Annotated in this window: 19 protein-coding genes; 8 read left to right on the top strand and 11 right to left on the bottom strand. The window is 63.5% G+C overall.

What is annotated here, in order from left to right:
- Nucleotides 1-6 precede the first annotated feature (6 nt).
- From CWE01_RS04095 to CWE01_RS04080, 4 genes are all read left to right on the top strand, one after another.
- Nucleotides 7-276 (top strand): DUF2934 domain-containing protein, encoded by a 270-nt coding sequence (locus CWE01_RS04095; RefSeq protein WP_100939258.1) that lies wholly within the window; start codon nucleotides 7-9, stop codon nucleotides 274-276.
- Nucleotides 277-469: 193 nt separating this feature from the next.
- Nucleotides 470-2629 (top strand): glycogen debranching protein GlgX, encoded by a 2160-nt coding sequence (glgX, locus tag CWE01_RS04090; RefSeq protein ID WP_100939257.1) that lies wholly within the window; start codon nucleotides 470-472, stop codon nucleotides 2627-2629.
- A gap of 140 nt (nucleotides 2630-2769) precedes the next feature.
- A complete protein-coding gene (locus CWE01_RS04085; RefSeq protein ID WP_100939256.1) occupies nucleotides 2770-3522 on the top strand; it encodes a PIG-L deacetylase family protein in 753 nt (250 codons plus the stop codon).
- Nucleotides 3523-3828: 306 nt separating this feature from the next.
- Nucleotides 3829-4866, top strand: coding sequence for an autotransporter outer membrane beta-barrel domain-containing protein (locus CWE01_RS04080; protein ID WP_100939255.1), 1038 nt, complete (start codon nucleotides 3829-3831; stop codon nucleotides 4864-4866).
- Nucleotides 4867-4869: 3 nt separating this feature from the next.
- Here CWE01_RS04080 and glgB read toward each other — a convergent pair whose 3' ends face one another.
- The 3 genes from glgB to CWE01_RS04065 are packed head-to-tail and all read right to left on the bottom strand — an operon-like array spanning nucleotide 4870 to nucleotide 12468.
- Nucleotides 4870-7098 (bottom strand): 1,4-alpha-glucan branching protein GlgB, encoded by a 2229-nt coding sequence (gene glgB, locus CWE01_RS04075; protein ID WP_100939254.1) that lies wholly within the window; start codon nucleotides 7096-7098, stop codon nucleotides 4870-4872.
- Nucleotides 7098-10430: a maltose alpha-D-glucosyltransferase gene (treS, locus tag CWE01_RS04070; protein WP_100939253.1), complete on the bottom strand. Its 3333-nt coding sequence runs from the start codon at nucleotides 10428-10430 to the stop codon at nucleotides 7098-7100. The genes glgB and treS overlap by 1 nt, the downstream gene beginning before the upstream one ends.
- 40 nt (nucleotides 10431-10470) lie before the next feature.
- The gene (locus tag CWE01_RS04065) at nucleotides 10471-12468 is read right to left on the bottom strand and encodes an alpha-1,4-glucan--maltose-1-phosphate maltosyltransferase (protein WP_100939252.1); all 1998 of its coding nucleotides are present in this window, start codon (nucleotides 12466-12468) and stop codon (nucleotides 10471-10473) included.
- Between the two features lie 251 nt (nucleotides 12469-12719).
- On the opposite strand from CWE01_RS04065, the gene CWE01_RS33510 reads away from it, so the two are divergent.
- The 4 genes from CWE01_RS33510 (at nucleotide 12720) to mapR (ending at nucleotide 16379) form a co-directional block, all read left to right on the top strand.
- Nucleotides 12720-12878: a hypothetical protein gene (locus tag CWE01_RS33510; RefSeq protein WP_177101859.1), complete on the top strand. Its 159-nt coding sequence runs from the start codon at nucleotides 12720-12722 to the stop codon at nucleotides 12876-12878.
- 71 nt (nucleotides 12879-12949) lie between these two features.
- Nucleotides 12950-13189, top strand: a complete 240-nt coding sequence (locus CWE01_RS04060) for a DUF3203 family protein (protein ID WP_100939251.1) — start codon at nucleotides 12950-12952, stop codon at nucleotides 13187-13189.
- A gap of 207 nt (nucleotides 13190-13396) precedes the next feature.
- Complete coding sequence (gene ccoG, locus CWE01_RS04055) at nucleotides 13397-14809, top strand: cytochrome c oxidase accessory protein CcoG (protein ID WP_100939250.1); 1413 nt, start codon at nucleotides 13397-13399, stop codon at nucleotides 14807-14809.
- A gap of 151 nt (nucleotides 14810-14960) precedes the next feature.
- Nucleotides 14961-16379 (top strand): GntR family transcriptional regulator MpaR, encoded by a 1419-nt coding sequence (gene mapR, locus CWE01_RS04050; RefSeq protein ID WP_100939249.1) that lies wholly within the window; start codon nucleotides 14961-14963, stop codon nucleotides 16377-16379.
- A 6-nt stretch (nucleotides 16380-16385) separates the two neighbouring features.
- Here the strand turns inward: mapR and CWE01_RS04045 are convergent, their stop codons facing one another.
- The 8 genes from CWE01_RS04045 to CWE01_RS04010 all read right to left on the bottom strand — a co-directional run bounded on the left by CWE01_RS04045 (nucleotide 16386) and on the right by CWE01_RS04010 (nucleotide 22645).
- Complete coding sequence (locus CWE01_RS04045; RefSeq protein WP_100939248.1) at nucleotides 16386-16961, bottom strand: GNAT family N-acetyltransferase; 576 nt, start codon at nucleotides 16959-16961, stop codon at nucleotides 16386-16388.
- A gap of 122 nt (nucleotides 16962-17083) precedes the next feature.
- A complete protein-coding gene (locus CWE01_RS04040; protein WP_100939247.1) occupies nucleotides 17084-17830 on the bottom strand; it encodes an SDR family oxidoreductase in 747 nt (248 codons plus the stop codon).
- A gap of 95 nt (nucleotides 17831-17925) precedes the next feature.
- Complete coding sequence (locus tag CWE01_RS04035) at nucleotides 17926-18279, bottom strand: gamma-glutamylcyclotransferase family protein (protein ID WP_100939246.1); 354 nt, start codon at nucleotides 18277-18279, stop codon at nucleotides 17926-17928.
- A 63-nt stretch (nucleotides 18280-18342) separates the two neighbouring features.
- Nucleotides 18343-18615 carry a DUF971 domain-containing protein gene (locus CWE01_RS04030; protein ID WP_371917127.1) on the bottom strand — a complete coding sequence of 91 codons (273 nt, stop codon included), beginning with the start codon at nucleotides 18613-18615 and terminating at the stop codon, nucleotides 18343-18345.
- On the bottom strand, nucleotides 18615-19583 hold the full coding sequence (locus tag CWE01_RS04025) for a HEAT repeat domain-containing protein (protein WP_100939244.1): 969 nt from the start codon (nucleotides 19581-19583) through the stop codon (nucleotides 18615-18617). The genes CWE01_RS04030 and CWE01_RS04025 overlap by 1 nt, the downstream gene beginning before the upstream one ends.
- Nucleotides 19580-20434 carry an ABC transporter ATP-binding protein gene (locus tag CWE01_RS04020; protein WP_100939243.1) on the bottom strand — a complete coding sequence of 285 codons (855 nt, stop codon included), beginning with the start codon at nucleotides 20432-20434 and terminating at the stop codon, nucleotides 19580-19582. The genes CWE01_RS04025 and CWE01_RS04020 overlap by 4 nt, the downstream gene beginning before the upstream one ends.
- Nucleotides 20431-21228 carry an ABC transporter permease gene (locus tag CWE01_RS04015; RefSeq protein WP_100939242.1) on the bottom strand — a complete coding sequence of 266 codons (798 nt, stop codon included), beginning with the start codon at nucleotides 21226-21228 and terminating at the stop codon, nucleotides 20431-20433. Before CWE01_RS04015 ends, CWE01_RS04020 begins: the two co-directional genes overlap by 4 nt.
- Before the next feature lie 10 nt (nucleotides 21229-21238).
- Nucleotides 21239-22645 (bottom strand): ABC transporter substrate-binding protein, encoded by a 1407-nt coding sequence (locus CWE01_RS04010; RefSeq protein WP_100939241.1) that lies wholly within the window; start codon nucleotides 22643-22645, stop codon nucleotides 21239-21241.
- Nucleotides 22646-22727: the final 82 nt, after the last annotated feature.

Genomic DNA, 22727 nt, shown 5'->3' with positions numbered 1-22727 from the left:
ATGGCGATGAGTACCGACGAAAAACGCATCCGTGAGTTTGCTTATCAGATCTGGGAATCGGAAGGCCGCCCCGAGGGTGAGGAAGCCCGGCATTGGGAGATGGCGCGCAAGCTGGCGGAAGCCGAGGCCCTGGCACCGAAAAAGCCGACAGCGGCCAAACCCGCCGCCAAGCCCAAGGTCGCCGCCAAGCCGGCGGCTGTGCCGAAACCCGCGACCAGCACCAAACCCGCCGCCGAAAAGAAACCGCGAGCACCGCGCAAGCCGTCAGCCAGCTGAGCCGTGTACGGTACTGAAGACCGCACGTACTAATGTGGGAGCGGAGCTTGCCCGCGAAGAGGCCCTGAAGATCGCCAAAAGCTTCGCGGGCAAGCTCCGCTCCCACAGGTATGTGCTGTTTTGCCAGATCGCATCGCCAGCATGACCCTTCGGTCCGTACACCGCCCCATCGAACACACCCGCAGGAGCGCCGATGACCAAGCCGAAAAAGCCCGCCCCCACCCCCGAAGCCCAGACCTCGCGAATCCGTGAAGGCCTGCCCTTCCCGCTTGGCGCCACCTGGGATGGCCTGGGGGTCAACTTCGCACTGTTTTCCGCCAACGCCACCAAGGTCGAACTGTGCGTGTTCGACGACAGTGGTGAAGTGGAACTCGAACGCATCGAACTGCCCGAGTACACCGACGAGATCTACCACGGCTACCTGCCCGACGCCCATCCCGGACTGATCTACGGCTACCGGGTCTACGGCCCCTACGACCCGCCGAACGGCCACCGCTTCAACCCCAACAAACTGCTGATCGACCCTTACGCCAAGCAGTTGGTCGGCCAGTTGAAATGGTCCGAGGCCCTGTTCGGCTACACCATCGGCCACCCCGACGCCGACCTCAGCTTCGACGAACGCGACAGTGCGCCCTTCGTGCCCAAGAGCAAGGTCATCGACCCCGCCCACACCTGGGGCCACGACCAGCGCGTCAGCGTGCCCTGGGAACGCACCCTGCTTTATGAAACCCACGTACGTGGTATCAGCATGCGCCACCCGGCGGTGCCGGACGCAGTGCGCGGGACCTTTGCCGGGCTGATGGTCGACGAGGTGCTGGAGCATATCCGCAAGCTCGGCGTGTCCTCGGTGGAGCTGCTGCCGATCCACGCCTTCGTCAACGACCAGCACCTGCTGCAAAAAGGCATGACCAACTACTGGGGCTACAACAGCATCGCCTTCTTCGCCCCCGACCCGCGCTACCTGGCCAGCGGCAAGATCGCCGAATTCAAGGAGATGGTCGCGCACCTGCACGAAGCCGGCCTGGAGCTGATCCTCGACGTGGTCTACAACCACACCGCCGAAGGCAACGAGCAAGGCCCGACGCTGTCCATGCGCGGCATCGACAACGCCTCCTACTACCGCCTGATGCCCGATGACAAGCGCTTCTACATCAACGACTCGGGCACCGGCAACACCCTGGACCTGAGCCATCCCTGCGTGCTGCAGATGGTCACCGACTCGCTGCGCTACTGGGCCACGGAAATGCACGTGGACGGTTTCCGCTTCGACCTGGCAACCATCCTCGGGCGCTATCACGACGGCTTCAACGAACGCCACAGCTTCCTCGTCGCCTGCCGCCAGGACCCGGTGCTGAGCCAGCTCAAGCTGATCGCCGAGCCCTGGGACTGCGGCCCCGGCGGCTATCAGGTCGGCGGTTTCCCGCCGGGCTGGGCCGAATGGAACGACCGTTTCCGCGACACCGTGCGCGCATTCTGGAAAGGCGACGACGGCCAGCTCGCCGACTTCGCCCGGCGCATGACCGCCTCCGGCGACCTGTTCGACCAACGCGGCCGACGCCCCTACACCTCGGTCAACTTCATCACCGCCCATGACGGCTTCACCCTGCACGACCTGGTGTCGTACAACGACAAGCACAACGAAGCCAACGATGAAAACAACCAGGACGGCAGCAACAACAACCTGTCCTGGAACCACGGCGTCGAGGGGCCCTCGGACGATCCGGCGATCAACGCCCTGCGCCTGCGGCAGATGCGCAACTTCTTCGCCACCCTGCTGCTGGCCCAGGGCACGCCGATGATCGTCGCCGGCGACGAGTTCGCCCGCACCCAGCACGGCAACAACAACGCCTATTGCCAGGACAGCGAAATCGGCTGGGTCAACTGGACCCTGGACGACGACGGCAAGTCGCTGCTCAAGTTCGTCAAGCGCCTGGTCAAGCTGCGCCTGGCCTACCCCATCCTGCGCCGCGGACGCTTTCTGGTCGGCGACTATAACGAGCAACTGGGGGTCAAGGACGTCACCTGGCTGACGCCGGACGGCCAGGAAATGACCACTGAGCACTGGCACGACGGCAACGGTCGCAGCCTGGGCATGTTGCTCGACGGCCGCGCCCAGGTCTCCGGCATTCCCCGCACCGGCGACGATGCGACCTTGCTGATTGCGGTCAACGCCCACCATGACGGGGTCAACTTCCGCCTGCCGGAGGTGCCGCAGGGCATCGACTGGACCTGCGTGCTCGATACCAACGACCCACAGGTCAAGGGCCAGGAGCATTTTGCCTTCAACCGCGAATACACCCTCACCGGACGTTCGCTTGTCCTGTTCGAACTGCAACGAGACGAAGAAACCTGACGTTTTTTCAGCAATAAAAGTCGCATTTCGGCCTATATGCGCGATACTCAGTCGCGCATTCCCGGGCCGCCTTGCGACACCGGACGCATCAGGGCTGATGGAGGATGCGTGCACGTTCACACAAGGAAGTGACAGACATCATGAGAATCCAAGCTGCACGCAACGAAGTTGCACCGCTGATCTGGAACTCGCGGCAGTTGGCCCGTGTCCCGACCATTGGCCTGCACCGTCTGATCCGGCCCGGTGCGCGGGTGGTGGTGATCGCCCCGCATCCCGGTGACGAAGTGCATTGTTGCGGCGGTCTGCTGCAACTGCTCGCCACCCTCGAACATCCGCTGCTGTTGATCTCGATTACCGACGGCAGCGCCCTCTACCCCGGCTCCACCCTGTGGCCTTCGAGCCGCCTGAGTGTGGTCTGCCCCCAGGAAAGTGCCGAGGCCCTGCGCCGCCTGGGCCTGGAACTGCACCGGCTGAAATGGATTCGCGGCGGCTTTCGCCATGGCGCACTGGAGCGACAGGAACAGCCGCTGAGTCAATTCCTGCGGCGCTACCTGCGCCAGGGCGACGTGGTGCTGACCACCTGGCGCGAAGACGGGATTGCCGATCATGACACCGTTGGTCGGGCCGCCGCCCAGGCCTGCGCCGCCAGCGGCGCAACACTCCTGGAGATACCGGTGCACTCCTGGTTCCGGCCCTTGCGCGACGAAGGCCTGATCCCCTGGCACCGGGCACGCAAGATCCGCCTCGACACCTGGGGCATCGCCCGCAAGCTGCATGCCGCCCATGCCTACCACAGCCACCTGCAAGGCGATCCGGAACTGGGGCTGCCACCGGTCCTGGTACCGGCCCTGCTCGAACGGGCACGGCAACCCTTCGAGATGGTGTTTATCTGAAAAACACGGAGAAAACCCTTTTTCCCGGGTTTGCTCAGAATCAGCCTGAATAGACCAAATAGCCGATTGATCAATGACTTGAAAAACCCGATCAAATGAATCTATTTATTCGCTACTTTCTTGACGTCGACCTGCACCTCTCCTTAGCTACAAGTGACTACCCCCGGTTTTAAAACCCAAGGGGCAAGCCTTCGGATACTCGCCAAAGCGGGTCGCCGGGGTTTGCCTCGATGATTTCGGCCGTCCCTCGTTCGGGGGCAGGAGAGACACCAATGCAGGTATTTATGCGACCGCAAGGAACACCCGATGAAAACGTCCATGACCCACCCCAGCCTGAGGACGGCGCTTTATACGATTTCGACCGCGCTTTTGCTGTGCTCCCCCCTTGAGCTCCGAGCAGCGCCTTTCGAAGAAGACCTTCAACCCTCATACCAGGGCGACACGCCCTTGCCACTGGGTCAATTACCCATACTGAGCAACAGCGGCACATTACCGGGTTGGCGGTTCGCCGGTATCGTCCCGAACATCGGTGATCCCGATCCGACGGTTCACTTCCTCGACCGTACCCTGGGCCAGGGCGAGGTCGGTAACCTCGACCCGCTGTTTGCCGGCGCCTTTGGCAACCTGCTGATTGTTCCCGGCCTCTACAGCAATCACAGCGGCGGCCAGACTTTGACGGCCGGGGTCTTTACCGGGAGCAGCGGCCCACTGGATCGGACTGACGCTTTTGTCACCGGGCCCCGCGACCCGCGCATGGACGGCCTGAGTCCCCAAGGGAACAATCTCGGGGCGTTCTGGAGCCTGACCGGGCAACAGGGCTGGCACGTCAACCTGACGGCCATGAACAACCAGACCACGGTCTATACCCGCTCCGACCAAGGCAACTTGCAAAGCCTGGCGGCGCGGCAAATGACGTTTTCGCTGGAGGGCGGGTTCCCGATCGGGCTGGGGCAACACTGGATCATCGAACCCCAGGCCCAGGTGGTGAACCAGCAAGGTAACGTGGACGCGCTCGGGCAGGCGAATATCTCCGACTCTCCGACCTGGAGCGGCCGGATCGGCGCCCGTCTCAATGGCAGCTATGAAGTCAGTGGCCTGCCGCTGGAACCCTATCTGCGGACCAACTTCTGGCATACGTTCGGCAGCGGCAGCCCGGTGAGCCTGGAGCCGGTCGACAAGATCGCCATCAGTCGCAACAGTTCCACCGTGGAACTGGGGCTGGGCCTGGTGGCCAAGGTGTCGCCGACGGTCAGCCTGTATGTCAGCGCGGACTACAGCGGCACCTCCGATGACACCGGCCTGAACGGCATCATCGGTAACGTCGGGGTGCGAATGCGCTGGTAGGTGCTAGCCCTCCGGCCGCAACATCAGCACCGCCAGTGGCGGCAGGTTCAGCACCAGCGACGCGGCCTGTCCATGGCTGGCGTGGTCTTCGGTGAAGGCCCCGCCGCCATTGCCATAGTTGGAGCCGGCATACATCGCCGCATCGCTGTTGATCACTTCCTTCCACTGCCCGGCGAAGGGCACACCGACCCGATAGGCCTCGCGCGGCACCGGGGTGAAGTTGGCGACCACCAGCAACGGCCGCCCTTCCCGACTCCAGCGCAGCCAGGCATAGACGCTGTTGGTCGCATCGTCACCGATCAACCACTGGAAGCCCTGGGGCACATCGTCCTGGTCATGCAGCGCCGGCTCCTCGCGGTACAGGTGGTTCAGGTCGCTCACCAGTTTCTGTACCCCAAGGTGCTCGGAATACTGCAACAGGTACCAATCCAGCTGCTGATCGTGATTCCACTCGCGCCACTGGCCGAACTCGCAGCCCATGAACAGCAGCTTCTTGCCCGGATGCCCCCACATGAAGCTCAGGTAGGCCCGCAGGTTGGCGAACTTCTGCCAGCGGTCGCCGGGCATCTTGTCGATCAGCGAATGTTTGCCGTGCACCACTTCATCATGGGAAATCGGCAGGATAAAACGCTCGGACCAGGCATACACCAGGCCGAAACTCAGTTCGTTGTGATGATGGGCACGGTACACCGGGTCCTGCTGGATGTAATGCAGCGAATCGTGCATCCAGCCCATGTTCCATTTGTAGGCGAACCCGAGACCGCCCTGCTGGGTGCCCTGGCTCACACCCGGCCACGCCGTGGATTCCTCGGCAATCACCAGGGCACCCGGTGCTTCGAGGGCGACCACGTCGTTGAGGTGACGCACGAAATCGATGGCCTCGAGGTTTTCCCGACCGCCGTTGCGGTTCGGCACCCACTCGCCGGCCTTGCGCGAATAGTCGCGGTAGAGCATCGACGCCACCGCATCCACCCGCAGGCCGTCGACGTGGAAGTGCTTGAGCCAGTGCAACGCCGAGGCCAGCATAAAGCCGTGCACCTCGGTGCGCCCGAGGTTGTAGATCAGGGTGTCCCAGTCCTGGTGGAAACCTTCCAGCGGGTTGCCGTACTCATACAATGCCGTGCCATCGAACTGTGCCAGGCCGTGGGTATCGGTGGGAAAATGCGCCGGCACCCAGTCGAGGATCACACCGATTTCAGCCCGGTGGCAGGCATCGACAAAGGCGGCGAAATCGTCCGGGCTGCCATAACGCGCACTCGGCGCGAACTGCGACAGCGGCTGATAACCCCAGGAACCGCCAAACGGATGCTCCATGATCGGCATCAGTTCGATATGGGTGAAGCCCAGTTGCTGGACATAGGGAATCAGCCGATCGGCCAGCTCGCTCCAGCTGTACTGGCGGGATACGTCGCCGACTTCATCGATCTCGCACTGCCAGGAGCCGGCATGCAACTCATAGATCGACAGTGGCGCATCGTGCCGATGCCGGGCGCCGCGCGATTCCATCCAGGCCTGGTCCTGCCAGTCGATGCGCAAGGGCGAAGCGACGCGCGAAGCGGTGTCCGGCGGCAGTTGGGTGGCCAGGGCCATGGGGTCGGCCTTGAGCGGCAGGATCGCATCCTTGCCGAGAATCTCGTATTTGTAGGCCTCGCCCGCCTGCAGGCGCGGCACAAAGATTTCCCAGACACCGCTGGGGTGGCGCAGGCGCATCGGATGCCGGCGCCCGTCCCAGACGTTGAAGTCACCAACCACCGAGACCCGCCGGGCATTCGGCGCCCAGACCGCAAAACGCACCCCGTCGATGCCGTCGACCTGGGTCACCTGGGCGCCGAGACAGCTGCTCAGGTCACGATGGTTGCCTTCGGCGAACAGGTAGAGATCCATCTCGCCGAGCAACGGCCCGAAGCTGTAGGGGTCCTCGCAGACCTGCTCCCCCGCCGCCCACTGGATACGCAACAGATAGGGCTGGCGTTGGGTGAAATGGCCGACAAACAACCCCGGCACATCAGTGCTGTCGAGACTGCCCAGGACCTCATCGCTGTCGCGGGCCAAGGCCTGGACACCCAGGGCACCCGGCAGGAAGGCACGGATATACTGCCCGCCGGTATCGTCGTCATGGGGCCCGAGGATGGCAAACGGGTCATGGTGTTCGGCCCGCACCAGAGCTTCGATATCCTTCTTCGCGGGCAATGCACGGTTCACAGGTTTACCTTGTTCCTTGCTTAAACTCATCACTGCTCTCCACCGGACAAGGTTTTCACTTCACTCAACAACCCGCTCAAACCGTTCAACGGCACGCCGAGCCAGGTCGGGCGATTTTCCGCCTCATAGACAATTTCATACGCGGCCTTCTCCAGGCTGAACAGGGTCAGGGCGGCTTCTTCGCCGGCCGGATCCTGCCATGTCTGAACAAGACTAGCCGTCGCGCGCCGATATGCCTGGATAAAGGCTTTACGCGCGTCTTTCAGATAACGCTGGGTGACCCGCCGGCTGGCCGGCCCGGCGCTGGACGGATCGAGGTGCGTGGCGCTGTTGCAGGCCATGGCCGCGGCGTAATCGAACGAACGCAGCACACCGCTGACGTCCTTGTAGGGACTGTGTTTGCCACGCCGCTCCTGCAACGAGCGGGCGGGCTCGCCCTCGAAGTCGATCAGGTAGGCATCGCCCTGCACCACCAGCACCTGGCCCAGGTGCAGGTCGCCATGGACCCGCAGGCGCAGGCCGCCGACCACCTGGCCGGCGAGCTTCTGGATATAGCCGAGAATGGCTTTTTTCTGTTCCAGCAGGCGACCCACCAGTTCCTGTTCCTCCGCCGGCAGCGCCTTTTGGTGCTGCTTGAGCAACTGCAGGGCATGCTCCATCTGCTGGCTGATGGTCTTGCTCCAGCGCTGGGCGTCCTTGTCCGTGCTCACCTGGGCACTGAAGGCCGGATCGACGGTGGGCGCCGCCAGCACCAGGTGCATCTCGCCCAGGCGTTGACCGAGCAAGGCGGCGAAATCCGCCAGCTCGCCGAGGGCATTGAAATGCTGCTCATGGTCCGAGACCGCGTCAGCCAGTTCATCGCGGATCGCCCGTTCCAGGTTGTTCTGGGTCCAACTCCAGGCATCGCCCTGGTTGTTGAGCAGCCCCTGGGCAATCATCAGCAGGCTGTCTTCGCCCTTGGCATCGCGGTGCACCAGCGAGCCCAGCAACGGCGAAATATGCTGGAAACCGGCGGCGGTGAGGTAGGCGCTCATTTCCAGTTCCGGGTGCACGCCGGCACTGACCTTGCGGATCAGCTTGAGCATGATGCGCTCGGCCACCACCACAGAACTGTTGGACTGTTCGGATGACAGGTAACGCACACTCATGTCGGCGGGCAGTTCCAGGGTCTTGAGTTCGGGGGCGGCCTGGAAATGCAGCTCGCCACCGCCAGTGACCAATACCGTGTCGCCGCGCATGCCGTCGATCACCGCGCGGATAAACGGCTCAAGGCTGAACGCATCGGTGATCAGGCCGACCTGTCGACCGCGACGGACCCGGGCCATGGCCAATTGTTGCGGCAAGGCAGCGCTGGCCTGGTCCTCGGCGAGAAACCCGAACGGCAACTGGTAACGGCTGATCTGGCCGGCCGCCGTGACTTCGACTTCAGCAAGCAGCACCGGATGCTGCGGGTCACCGAAGCGCACACCATAGACCAGGCGCACCTGTTCGAGCGCCGTGTCCTTGCCGGCGAACCAGCGCCGCTTGGGCAGCCACTCCGGCAGAACCGTCTGCTCCAGGGTTGTGCGCGAAGGGCTTTCGAGCAGTTCTTCCATGCGTTTCTTCAGCACCAGGGTGGTGAAGTCCGGCAGGCTCTGCACCGGCTCCACGTGCCAGCTGGGCATCTGCGTTTCCGTGGCGAGCAGGAACCAGTAGAAACCGTAGGGCGCCAGGGTCAGCAGGAAGTTGAGCTGGCCGATGGGCGGGAACGCGTTGCCGCCGAGCATCTCCACCGGCACACGGCCGGCGAACGCGGACAGCTCCAGCTCCGCCGCCTGGGCGGTGCGGGAAACGTTGGCGACACAGAGGATGATCTCGGTCTTGCCGTCGGCATCGGTGTATTCGCGGGTGTAGGCGAGGATGCGGCGGTTGTTCGGCGAGAGCATTTTCAGGCTGCCGCGGCCGAAGGCTTTCTGCTGCTTGCGCACCGCCAGCAAGCGACGGGTCCAGTTCAACAGCGAATGGGGATCGCCGGCCTGGGTCTCGACGTTCACCGTCTGATAGCCGTAGAGCGGGTCCATGATCGGCGGCAGCACCAGGCTGGCCGGGTCGGCGCGGGAGAAGCCGCCGTTGCGGTCGATGGACCACTGCATCGGGGTGCGCACGCCATCGCGGTCGCCCAGGTAGATATTGTCGCCCATGCCGATTTCATCGCCGTAGTACAGGGTTGGCGTGCCCGGCATCGACAGCAGCAGGCTGTTGAGCAACTCGATGCGGCGACGGTCGCGCTCCATCAACGGTGCCAGGCGCCGGCGGATACCGAGGTTGATCCGTGCCCGGCGGTCGGCGGCGTAGTAGTTCCAGAGGTAGTCGCGCTCACGGTCGGTGACCATTTCCAGGGTCAGTTCATCGTGGTTGCGCAGGAAGATCGCCCACTGGCAATTGGCGGGGATTTCCGGGGTCTGGCGCAGGATGTCGGTGATCGGGAAGCGATCCTCCTGGGCCAGGGCCATGTACATGCGCGGCATCAGCGGAAAGTGGAAGGCCATATGGCATTCGTCACCGTCGTCGCCTCTTTTGTCGCCAAAGTACAGCTGGGTGTCTTCCGGCCACTGGTTGGCTTCGGCCAGCAGCATGCGGTCGGGATAGTGCGCATCGATTTCAGCGCGGATCTTCTTGAGCACCTGGTGGGTTTCGGGCAGGTTCTCGTTGTTGGTGCCGTCACGTTCGATCAGGTAGGGAATGGCGTCCAGGCGCAGGCCGTCGATGCCCAGGTCGAGCCAGTAGCGCATCACCGCCAGTACCGCTTGCAGCACCGGCGGATGGTCGAAATTCAGGTCCGGCTGGTGGGAATAGAAGCGGTGCCAGAAATACTGGCCGGCCACCGGGTCCCAGGTCCAGTTGGACTTCTCGGTATCGAGAAAGATGATCCGGGTATCGGTGTATTTGTCGTCGGTGTCGGACCAGACGTAGAAGTTGCGGGCGCTGGAACCGGGCTTGGCCAGGCGCGCGCGCTGGAACCAGGCGTGCTGGTCGGAGGTGTGGTTGATCACCAGTTCGGCGATCACCCGCAGGCCGCGCTTGTGGGCTTCGGCGATAAAACGCTTGGCATCGGCCATCGTCCCGTAGTCGCTGTGCACCCCACGGTATTCGGCGATGTCGTAGCCATCGTCGCGGCGTGGCGAGGGGTAGAACGGCAGCAGCCAGATGGTGTTCACGCCAAGGTCGGCGATGTAGTCGAGCTTGGCGATCAGGCCGGGGAAGTCGCCGATGCCATCGTTGTTCGAGTCGAAGAAGGATTTGACGTGAACCTGGTAGATCACCGCGTCCTTGTACCAGAGCGGGTCGTCGATAAAGCTGGCTGGGCGGGTTTTCTTCGCCATGGGTAACTCCTTGGAATTCAGTGTGGCGAGGGGCACATCATCAGATCCTGGTGATGCGCCAGATCCCGAACGGCTGGTGCCAGGGCTCGATACGCATCCACTGGGTCTTGCCGTACCAGGTCCAGGTGTGGCCATTCATCAGGTCTTCGCCATGGGTAGCGGCGTCATCCGGCAGGCCGAACTCCCACAAGGGCAATTCGAAGTGCGCTTCCTGGGCGTTATGCGGATCAAGACTGACCGCCACCAGGATGAAACTCTCCAGGTCCGCCGTGCGTTTGCCGAAATACAGGATGTTGTCGTTCCAGGCGTTGTAGACCTGCAACCCCAGGTGCGTCTGCAAGGCCGGGTGCTGACGGCGGATACGATTGAGCTGGGCGATCTCGGCAATGATGTTGCCCGGCGCATTGAAGTCCCGCGGACGGATCTCGTATTTCTCCGAATCCAGGTATTCCTCCTTGCCCGGCAACGCCGCCGATTCGCACAGCTCGAAGCCCGAGTACATGCCCCAGAGCCCCGAGCCCATGGTCGCCAGCGCCGCGCGGATCAGGAACCCGGCACGCCCGGAATGATGGAGAAAGGCCGGGTTGATATCCGGCGTATTGACGAAGAAATTCGGCCGGAAGCAATCGCGCCAGGGCGATTCGTTCAGCTCGGTGAAATAGGCGGTCAGTTCGGCCTTGGTGTTGCGCCAGGTGAAATAGGTGTAGCTCTGGGAATAACCGACCTTGCCCAGGCGCGCCATCATCGCCGGCGTGGTGAACGCCTCGGCGAGAAACATCACTTCGGGATGGGCACCGCGCACATCGGCGATCAACCATTGCCAGAACGGCAGCGGCTTGGTGTGGGGGTTGTCGACCCGAAAGATCTTCACCCCCTCCTCGACCCAGCCCAGGACGATATCCCGCAGCTCGACCCAGAGGCTGGGAATCGCCTCGGCGGCATAGAAATCGACGTTGACGATGTCCTGGTATTTTTTCGGCGGGTTCTCCGCGTATTTGATGCTGCCGTCCGACCGCCAGTTGAACCAGCCGGGATGCTCCTGCAACCAGGGGTGATCCTGGGAGCACTGGATGGCAAAATCCAGGGCGATTTCCAGGCCGTGCTCGGCCGCGGCACTGACCAGCCGGCGAAAATCCTCGCGGCTGCCCAGTTGTGAATGAATCGCCTCGTGCCCGCCCTCCTCGCTGCCGATCGCATAAGGGCTGCCCGGATCGTCGGGGCCGGCAATCAGGGCATTGTTCGGGCCCTTGCGGTAACTGCGGCCGATGGGATGGATCGGCGGGAAATACAGCACGTCGAAGCCCATGTCGCGAATCATCGGCAGGCGACCGTGCACATCATTGAAGGTGCCATGACGCAATGCCCGGTCGGTGACCGAACGGGGAAACAGTTCATACCAACTGGCGAACTGCGCCAGGCCGCGCTCCACCTCCAGCGGATAGTCGTAGCTGTGGCTCAGGTAGGCATGGTGGTCGGCCTTGCGCATCAACCGCGCCGTGGCGGGCTTGAGAAAGCGCTCGACCTGGCCATCGTTCGACAGGTGCAGCAATTCCTCGTGCAAGGCCGTCAGGCCCATGGCCACATCGTCCTGACTGCGTTCGATGGCGTGCAGCACTTGCGCCCGCCCTTCCTGCAATTCGAGATCGATGGTGACTCCGGCGACGAACTTTTTCTCCAGTTCGTAGCAGAAGCTGGCGAACTGGTCGATCCAGGCTTCGATCCGATAGACATAACGCCCCTGGTCACCGACCCGCAAGCGGCCCTGCCAGGCGTTGTTGCCTTTATCGGTCATGGCCGTGCGTTGCCAGTCGGCGTCGCCCAGGTTTTTCCAAGCCAACAGCACGGCCAACTTGTCGTGGCCGTCGGCAAACACCTTGGCGCTCACCACCAGTTCCTGCCCCGCCACGGCCTTGACCGCGAACTGCCCGCCATCGACGGTAGGCACCACGTCTTCAATGGCGATGCGTGGCAGCAGCAACGCCTGGGACAAAGGCAGGACTTCAGTGCCCTCCTCGTCCAACGGTTTATCGGCTGACATCGAGCATCACTCCTTACGCCCCATGGACGCTCTACTCTGCGTAATCTGCATGGCAACCGGCTTCATCCTGAAACAAGGTCACTTCAGTTCGGAGCCCGCTGCCGGAACAAAAGTTCAGACGGATTTGTCGGGAAACTCCACTCGTCATAAAGCGGGAGTCAAAAGCACCTGGGCAGGGTCCATCGTTATACGGGGTGCCCTGATCCATGACAGGGCGCCCATCTGAAGCACGCATAAAGGAGGCCAGCTTCATGAATATTCCGATTCCGGCAGAAACGCCTGATCCCAATATCGACAAACCCACCCTGCCACCGACGGAGCCACAGCCGATCCCCGAGCAGGAACCGCCGGGCAGCACACCGCCGCCCAGGATCGATCCGCCGACCACCATGCCACCGGTGATCGCCTGACGCGGCGCGCCTGAAGCATAGACGGGAATGTCGCCCCAGCCGCGCCGTCCCCTGAACATAAGGAGAGCACCATGCCCGTGCATATCGAACCCTCGAACCAGACCTGTGCCCTGGAGCAAGGCGATGTCCGCGTCCACGGACCGGCCAGTGCCGTGCGCATCAGTACCGACGACGGCAAAAGCATGTCCCGCGCCGAACTGGACGGTCGGTTTATCTGGATCACCGAAGCGGAAGCCGATGCCCTGACCGTCGCCGGCGCCTTCGACGGCCGTCATCATGTAAAGGTCGATGACGGTGATTCGGTGATTTGATTGACCTGTGTCAGCACCGGCGCCCGGCATTTACGCCCGGCGCCACAGGGCACGATGACAGGGAGCGGCACGGGGGTAGGACAAGCTGTCGCAGGCCCTCGCGCGCGGCCATCTGATCCGCTTTTTATTCAAATACCTGAGTCTGTTATGCAAACAGTTCGCTCGGCATAGTGCCCAGGCCTGATGGAGGCTGACGAGCGACAGACCATGAGCGAGAGAATCCCCGTCCAGAGTGTTGAAACCTTCGAGCCCTTGCGTCCAAGGATGAAGGCCAAGTCCACCGACCAACTGATCCATACCCGCAGCTTCAGCGGGCTGTTTCGTAACCTGCGCCTGGGTGGCGCGGGCTTTCTGTTCCTGCTGTTCTTCGGCACGGTATGGCTGAACTGGGGCGGCCGCCAGGCGGTGCTCTGGGACCTGGCTGAAAGCCGCTTCCATATCTTCGGCGCGACCTTCTGGCCCCAGGACTTCATCCTGCTCTCGGCCCTGCTGATCATCTGTGCCTTCGGCCTGTTCGCCATCACCGTGTTCGCCGGGCGGGTCTGGTGCGGCTATACCTGCCCGCAAAGCTCCTGGACCTGGCTGTTCATGTGGTGCGAGAAAGTCACCGAAGGCGAGCGCAACCAGCGCATCAAGCTGCAAGCCGCACCCTGGGGCCCGAACAAGCTGGCCCGGCGCGCGGCCAAACATACGTTATGGCTGGGCATCAGCCTGCTGACCGGGCTGACCTTTGTCGGTTATTTCACGCCGATCCGGCCCCTGGCCCAGGAACTGATGACCCTGCAGATCGGCGGTGTCAGCCTGTTCTGGGTGGTGTTCTTCACCGCTGCCACCTACATCAACGCCGGCTGGCTGCGGGAAGCGGTGTGCATGCATATGTGCCCCTATGCGCGGTTTCAGAGCGTGATGTTCGACAAAGATACCCTGACCATTTCCTACGACCCCACCCGAGGTGAAAGCCGCGGTCCGCGCAAACGTGATGTGGCGCCGGCCAGTGTCGGCCTGGGGGACTGCATCGACTGCCAGATGTGCGTGCAGGTCTGCCCCACCGGCATCGATATCCGCGACGGTTTGCAGATGGAATGCATCGGCTGCGCGGCATGCATCGACGCCTGTGACTCGATCATGGACAAGATGGGCTACGCCCGTGGACTGGTGAGCTACACCTCCGAGCACCAGTTGCAGGGTGGCAAGACCCATCTGCTGCGCCCACGGCTGATCGGCTACAGCGCCGTGCTGCTGATCATGATCGGTGCACTGGCCCTGGCCCTGGTGGAACGGCCCATGGTTTCGCTGGACGTGAGCAAGGACCGCGGGCTGTTCCGGGAAAACAGCCAGGGCCAGATCGAGAATATCTACAGCCTCAAGGTCATCAACAAGACCCAGCAGTCCCAGCGTTATCGCCTGGAACTGGTGGACAGCGAGGGCTTCCAGTTGCAGGGCAAGACCGAACTGAACCTGGCGGCGGGGGAAATCGCCGACCTGCCGGTATCGGTGGCGATGCTCGGCGACAAGCCGAAAAGCAGCTCGCAGGAGGTGAGTTTCAAGGTGGTCGACAGCGACGAGCCCGAGGTCTACAGCGTGGCGAAGAGCCGCTTTGTCGCCCCGCTGAACCGTTGATGCCTTAGAATCCCGATCAATCAACACCGAACCTTGTAGGAGCCGGCTTGCTGGCGATGAGGCCAGCAAGTCTTGCATTGCCTGATCGGCCGCTATCGCCAGCAAGCCAGCTCCTACAGGTTATGCGGTGCTTTCAACATCCAGAGTTGCCATGAAACGCTACGAAAAATTCGCCGACGACATCGCTGAACTGATCCGCACCGGCGTCCTCGGCCCCGGCCAGCGCGTGCCGTCGGTGCGCTATGCCAGCCAGACCTACGGGGTCAGCCCGTCCACCGTGTTCCAGGCCTACTACCTGCTGGAGCGCCGCGGCCTGATCCGCGCCCGACCGCGCTCCGGCTACTTCGTCAACGCCCACACCCCGAGCCCGTTCTCGGAGCCGGCAATCAGCAGCCAGGTCAACGAGTCCACCGAGGTCGATGTCAGCGAACTGGTGTTCTCGGTACTGGACTCCATCAAGGACCCCGCCACCGTGCCCTTCGGCTCGGCCTTCCCGAGCCCGACGCTGTTTCCCCTGCAACGCCTGTCCCGCTCCCTGGCCAGCTCCAGCCGCGAGATGGACCCGCGCATGGTGGTCACCGACCTGTCGCCGGGCAACCCGCAACTGCGCCGGCAGATCGCCCTGCGTTATATGGTCGGCGGACTGATGCTGCCCATGGAGGAACTGCTGATCACCAACGGCGCCCTGGAAGCGCTGAACCTGTGCCTGCAAGCCGTCACCGAGCCGGGCGACCTGGTGGCCATCGAGGCCCCGGCGTTCTATGCCTGCCTGCAAGTGCTGGAACGGCTCAAGCTCAAGGCGGTGGAGATCCCGGTGCATCCGCGTGACGGCATCGACCTCGGGGTGCTGGCCCAGACCCTGGAACGCCATCCGATCAAGGCCTGCTGGTGCATGACCAGCTTCCAGAACCCCCTGGGTGCGACCCTGCCCGAGGCGAAGAAGCAGGAGCTGGTGGAACTGTTGCGCCGGCATCAGGTGCCGCTGATCGAGGACGATGTCTACGCCGAACTCTATTACGGCCAGCAGGCACCGAAACCGGCCAAGGCCTTCGACACCGAGGGCCTGGTGATGCACTGCGGTTCCTTCTCCAAGAGCCTGGCGCCGGGTTATCGCATCGGCTGGGTGGCGGCGGGACGTTACGCGCAGAAGATCGAACGGCTCAAGCTGATGACCTCGCTGTGCGCGTCAATGCCGGCCCAGGCGGCCCTGGCCGACTATCTGCAAAACGGCGGCTACGACCGGCACCTGCGCAAGCTACGGTATGCCCTGGAGGAACAGCAGAGCGCCATGCTGTCGGCGATTGCCCGCTACTTCCCGGCACAGACCCGGGTCAGCCAGCCGAGCGGCGGTTACTTCCTGTGGCTGGAACTGCCGGAACAGATGGACTCGCTGAAGCTGTTCCAGATCGCCCTGGCCCAAGGCATCAGCATCGCCCCGGGACCGATCTTTTCGCCGACCCGGCGCTTTCGCAACTGCATCCGTTTGAATTACGGCAGCCCGTGGAACGAGGTCTCGGAACAGGCAATGGAGACCCTGGGACGGATTGTGCGGTCGCTGCTGGAGCAGTGAGCCGTCTTACTCCGCCAAGGGCCAGTGCATCAGATACGCCGCCCCAGTCACCCGGATCATCGGATGCGGCACGATCTGGCACTCACCGACAATCGTGAAACCATGACGCTGATAGAAGCGGCAGGCGCCGCTGTTCATCGCGTAATCGATCAGGCTCAAACCCTTGAGTTCAAGCGCCTGGCAGCGCTGACGGGCATATTCAAGAAAGCGTGGGCCCAGCCCCTGGTTACGCCAGCCCTCGTGCAAGGCCAGGCTGGAGATGTAGAGGGTGTCGGGAATCTCCAGATCGGCATAGGGCGCCAGCACCGGATCGGTACTCGGTGTTGCCTCCGGGTCTTCAAACATCGGATAGCTGTGCAACATGCCGATCACCTGGCCATCCGCCTCGGCCATCCAGCAGTTCTCATAGGAAAAATCCACACCCTCACGGGCATAACGCCGCTCGCCGACATCCAGCAAGGACTCATCGCCCTCAGCCAACTGGCTCCAGATATAGTCGGACGCCCCTTCCGAGGAAATCTGGAACAGGCGGGCAATCTCGCGGGCGTCCGAACGTAGCGCCGGACGAAAGATAACGGTCATTCGAGGGGTTCCCTGTAACGGTCGGTCAGAGCCAGGCAAGACCCTGGCTCCGGCGTTACAGTGTGGGGCGTATGACCGACGGGCCTATACGCCCGAACGACGTCCCTGGGGCAAAAACCGACTCAGCGTCCACCCGCCAGGTCGATAAAGGTCCCGGTGGCGTAGGAAGCCTTGTCCGAGAGCAGCCAGACAATTGCCTCGGCCACCTCTTCAGCGCGACCGCCACGGCCCATGGGAATGGCCGACTCCAGCTTGCTGACCCGGTCGGCGTCGCCGCTCAAGGCGTGGAACTCGGTATAGATATAGCCAGGACGCACGCCATTGACGCGAATGCCCTCGCCCGCCAGCTCCTTGGACAAACCGAGGGTGAAGGTGTCCACCGCGCCCTTGGAGGCAGCGTAATCCACGTATTCGTTGGGCGAGCCGAGACGGGCCGCCGCCGAGGACACATTGACGATATTGCCACCCTGGCCACCATGGCGTGGCGACATCCGCCGCACCGCATGCTTGGCGCAGAGGATCGGCCCCAGGACATTGACCTTCAGGGTTTGCAGGATACGGAATTCGGACATCTCATCGACCCGGGACTTGTGCCCGACGGTCCCGGCATTGTTGACCAGGGCGGTGACCGGCCCCAGCTCGGCGTCCACCCGATTGAACAGGCGGATCACCTCGTCCTCGATACTGACATCGGCGCGCACGGCAATGGCCACGGCGCCCAGCCCGCGCACCTGCTCCAGCACCCGCAGGGCCGACTCCTCATCCGCCAGGTAGTTGATACAGATACGATAACCCTGCTTCGCCGCGAGCAGCGCGGTGGCGGCGCCGATACCACGACTGCCGCCGGTGATGACAATGACTTTGTCCATGAACCCGTTCCCTCGATCAAGCATGTAACCATGCCGCAAAAGCATACCCGTAGGCGGCCTTGTTTGTGTAGTCGCCGAAGGTCGCAAGCGCTGTACTAAACGCTCACATAGACCCAGGCATCCAGACCGGAGGCCAGACGGACCGAAACGCGCTGGTAGTCGGAAACTTCATAGGCATCCGCCGCCACCAACTCTTCGGCGCTGATCTGGAAAACCATGCCGCTCACGCTGTCCTCGGGGTTGCTGCTGGGACGCACGATGGGATGGTGGGACTTGCCGCTGGTGGCGAGGACCTGGGGATCAGTGATCTCGACCCAGGATTGAGCATAGCCGAGCATGCGATCGGCGTTGCCCGCCAGTTCGCGCCCGAAGTTGGACAGTTGCACGGCCTTGTCCTGCAAGGTGCCGTAGGAAAACAGCAGTACCGGTGTTGCCGTGGAATCAGTCATGAAGGCCTCGTCTGTCAAAGAGGTGAGACAGTCTAAACGCTCCGCGCCCGGATGCCGAGTCGATCAGCCCAACTCCCGCAAATACGCCCAGGGATAGATCCCCTGCTGGTGCCCGTCATCGAACACCAGCTGGACGCCATAGCCCTGCGGGTTGACCTCCAGCAGGCGCACATCGGCCTGAACCAGGTCGATCCGCCCTTGCAAGCGGGCGGCCCGGCACTGCGCACAGGGACAGGCCGCCCGTAGCCGGGCATAAGCCAATAGCTGCGGGCCGTCGGCCCAGGTCAGCAGCAACAGCCCTTCGCTACGCCTATGGCGCACCGCCAGGGGCTGCATCAGGCGCCACCGACGCCAAGCTGGGCCAGGGCGATGCGCACCGATTTGCGCACTTCCGGATCACCGTCGTGCTGCGCCGCCTGCAACGGCGCAATCGCTTCCTGCAACCCCAACTCGCCCAACGCCAGGGCCGCTTCCTTGCGCAGATTGCTGATGCTGTGACCGAGCAGTTCGATCAAGGCCGCCAGGGCCCCGCTGTAACGCAAACGGCCCAGGGAGCGCGCGGCGCGCAAACGCACCTGCCAGTAATCGTCGCCCAGCGCCGCCTCCAGGGCCGGGCCGGCCTGGGCCAGACCGACCTTGCCCAGGGTCGTCGCGGCCTCTTCGCGAACCTGCCAGGCCGGGTCGAGCAAGGCCGACTGCAACGCCGGCAGCAGCGCAGGGTCGCTGGCAAGGCCCAGGGCCCCGGTCGCCACACGGCGCACTTCCGGTTCGGGATCGGTACTGGCCAGGCGCGCCAAGGCCGGCAAGGCATCGAGTTGCTTGAGCCAGCCGAGAATCCCCACCGCCTCACGGCGGACGCTGGCCTCGGGGTCCAACAGCGCTTGCAGGGCCACTGGCGCGCTCGCGGCCAGGCGCAACTCTCGCAAGGCCCGCAGGGCGCTGCTGCGGACAAACACATCGGGATGCGCGGCCCAGGGCAGGATCACCTGCCCGGCCTCTTCGGTCTTCAACAGGCTGAGACTCTGGGCCGCCACCACGCGAACCTTGTGGTCCCAGTCGAGCAAGGCCTTGCACAAGGCGCTGACCACCTGCGGTTCTTCCCAGGCCTCCAGCAGGCGCGCGGCTTCGGCGCGCACATCGCCCTCGGGGTCGGCCTCCAGCGCCTGGATCAGCCAGGGCAAGGCATCCGGGTCCTCCAGGTCGGCCAGTTCGATCAGGGCGATACGGCGCACACCGGCGTCTTCATGTTGCAGGCGCGGTTGCAGGTCGAGAATGTCGGGGTTGTCGCTGATCAGGTCGGTCATAGGGCAAATCGCGGTTGAGTGTTTTCAAGGGGCAGCCCGAGGGGAGTCAGGCGCGGTAGTTGGCGGCCATCCTGGTGCCGGAGCAATTCCAGGCAATGCCGCTTGAGACGGACGAACTCCGCGCTGGTGAGCAGTTCCGGCTGGCGTGGCCGGGGAAAATCCAGGCGCAGGTCTTCGATAAAACGTCCCGGACGCGGGCTCATCACCAGGATCCGGTCGGCCAGGAACAGGGCCTCGTCGATGTCATGGGTGACAAACACCACGGTGGTCTGGATCCGCCCCCAGATATCCAGCAGCAGCTCCTGCATCTGGCTGCGGGTCTGGGCGTCGAGGGCGCCGAAGGGCTCGTCCATCAGCAGCAGCTTCGGCCGGTTGATCAGCACCCGGGCAATCTCGACCCGCTGCTGCATGCCACCGGACAACTGGCTCGGCCAGTGCCCGGCAAAATCCTCCAGGCCGACCCAGCCGAGAAACTCCCAGGCCTGGCGCTGCCGCTCGGCCTTGCCGATGCCCTGCATCTTCAGGCCGAAGGCGACGTTGTCCAGCACCCGCCGCCAGGGCAACAGGGTGTGTTGCTGGAACACCATGCCGCGGCTCGGCGACGGACCCAGCACCGGCTGACCGTCAACCTGCAACGAACCGCTGCTGGGGGTGAGATGGCCGGCCAGGGCGCCGAGCAGGGTCGACTTGCCACAGCCGGACGGTCCGAGAATGCAGACGAACTCCCCGGGCGTCACATCGAAGCTCAGCGCCTGGACCGCCTCGAAGGCATCGGGGCCGCTGCCCAGGTGAATCGACAAGCCGTCGATGGCGATCCGCCCGGCTGCGGAAAAACGTTCGGCGACACTCATCCGTGTTTCTCCTGCGGGCGATACCAGGGTGTCAGTCGCGCCCCGAGGCGTTTGACCAGGCCGCTGCTGGCCATGCCAAGCACGCCGATCAGCAGCATGCCGACAATAATGTCCGCGTAGTTCTGCAAGGTGTAGGCCTCCCAGGTGTAGTAACCGATGCCCCATTGCCCGGAGATCATCTCGGCGGTCACCAGGCAGAACCACGACGTGCCCATGCCAATGGCCAGGCCCGTGACGATGCTCGGCGCAGCACCGGGAATCACGACTTCCCGCAGGATCGCCAGGCGCCCTGCCCCCAGGCTCCGGGCCGAGGCGATCAGCCGGCGGTCCACCGACTCGACGCCATGCACGGTATTGAGCAGGATCGGGAACAGCGCGCCGGTGAAGGTGATAAAGATCATCGACAGCTCCGAGGACGGGAACATCAGGATCGCCAGGGGAATCCAGGCCACCGCCGGAATCGGTCGCAGTACCTCCAGGGGTGGCAGCAGCAGGTCCTCGGCCCACTTCGAACGGCCGATCGCCAACCCCAGCGCAACCGCCACCAGCGCCGCCGCCAGGTAACCGCTGGCGACACGGCCCAGGCTGCTGAGCAAGTGTCGCGGCAAGGCGTGGGAGTTGAACAACGCCCAGGCCGCCTGCACCACCTCGACCGGCGACGGCACGTTGCGAAAGGTCACCAGTCCCAGGTCCAGGTGCATGCGAGCCGCTACTTGCCAGAATCCCAGGCAGAGCAACAAGGAAGCGAGGCGCAGACTCCAGCGGCGCCCGAGATCGACCGACAAGCGACTCATGCCATTCACCTCAACGCTGGGCCAGGACTTGGCGGCTGGCGTCGGTGAAATCCCGCACCTCGCCGCCATGGGCCTTGGCGAATTGCTCGGCCTGGTCCCGGAGCAGGAAAGCCTTCAACTGGCCCTTGGCATCGCTGACAAACCAGGCTTGCGGCGCGAGCAGCTTGATCCCGCTGTCACTGGCCTGGGCATAGACCGCGCGGACTTCCTTGCCGGCTTTTTTCAGGCTGGCCAGGTCGCTCAGTGCGGCCTGGGGCGAGGCATAACTGCGCACCTTCGGCTCGCCCTTGAGCCAGATCTGCGCGACTTGCCGTGGGTCCGCGATCGGCTTGCCGGTCACCGCGTCATTGGCGATCAACGGCTGCTGGGCGTAGTTGGCCAGTTGCTTGTCGTAGTCGAGACCGGACTCCTTGAAGGCCTCGCGGATAAAGTGATCATCGATAAAGGTGTCGGTGTTCAAGCCACGGTCTGCCTTCTTCAGCAACTTCAGCGTGTCGATGGCCGTGGCAACGGCCTGGCGGTATTCCGGCTTCCAGGTCAGGTCGCGGGTCTGCAGGCCCAACGGACCGTGGAACAGGTAATTGACCTCGGCCTCGACACCGGCGACCTTCTCGATCAGTTCGCTGTACTTCTCCGGCTCCGCCGCCAGCAACTGATTGGCCTCGATACTGGCGCGCAGGTAGGCGACGACGATTTCCGGATAACGCCTGGCGTAATCGCTGTCCACCAGGGCGCCATGGAAGGTCGGCGCCTTGGCCTGGGAACCGTCATAGATCTTGCGGGCGAAGCCACGGTTTTCGAACAGTTCGGCGAACGGCACGAAATCGGCGTGGGCGGCGATCTTGTTGGCTTGCAAGGCGGAACCGGCGACCTCCGGTGGCTGGGCGATCACCGTCACGTCCTTGTCCAGGTCCCAACCCTGGGCCGCAATGGCCCGCAGCAGCATGCCGTGGGCGGTCGAGGCGAAGGGTACGGAAATCGTCTGGCCCTTGAGTTCGCTGAACGACTGCACCGGCGAATCCTTGGGCACCACGATGCCGTTGCCGCTGCCCTCGATGCTGCCCGACAGCACGCTGATAAACAGGCTGTGCTTGCCCGCCGCCTCATGGGCCACACCATTGAGCGCGCCGGGGAAGTCGGCCATGGCGCCGAAGTCGAGTTTGCCGGCGACCATTTCATTGGTCAGTGGCGCACCGCTGGTGAAGTTCTTCCACTGGATATCGTAGTGGGCGTCCTTGTAGGCGCCGTCCTTGGGCAGGTACTTGTCGAGCAAGCCGAGCTCGCGGATCAACAGGCCGCCGGCGGCGCAATTGATGGTGCTGTCCTGGGTGCCGATGGCAATACGAATGGTCTCGGCCTGGACGCCAAAGGCGCTCAGGGCCAGGACCAGGCCGGCAAAAGTGATGCGTGCACGCATGGGTGTTTCCCCTCGAATCATGAAAGATGGAATCGTCTCCGCCGCCGAGAACCGGGGTGGGAAACGAGGGGTGCTGGATCAG

The organism is Pseudomonas sp. QS1027, from assembly GCF_002814235.1.
Lineage (GTDB): Bacteria > Pseudomonadota > Gammaproteobacteria > Pseudomonadales > Pseudomonadaceae > Aquipseudomonas.
This window is presented reverse-complemented; position numbering and strand designations above follow the sequence as displayed.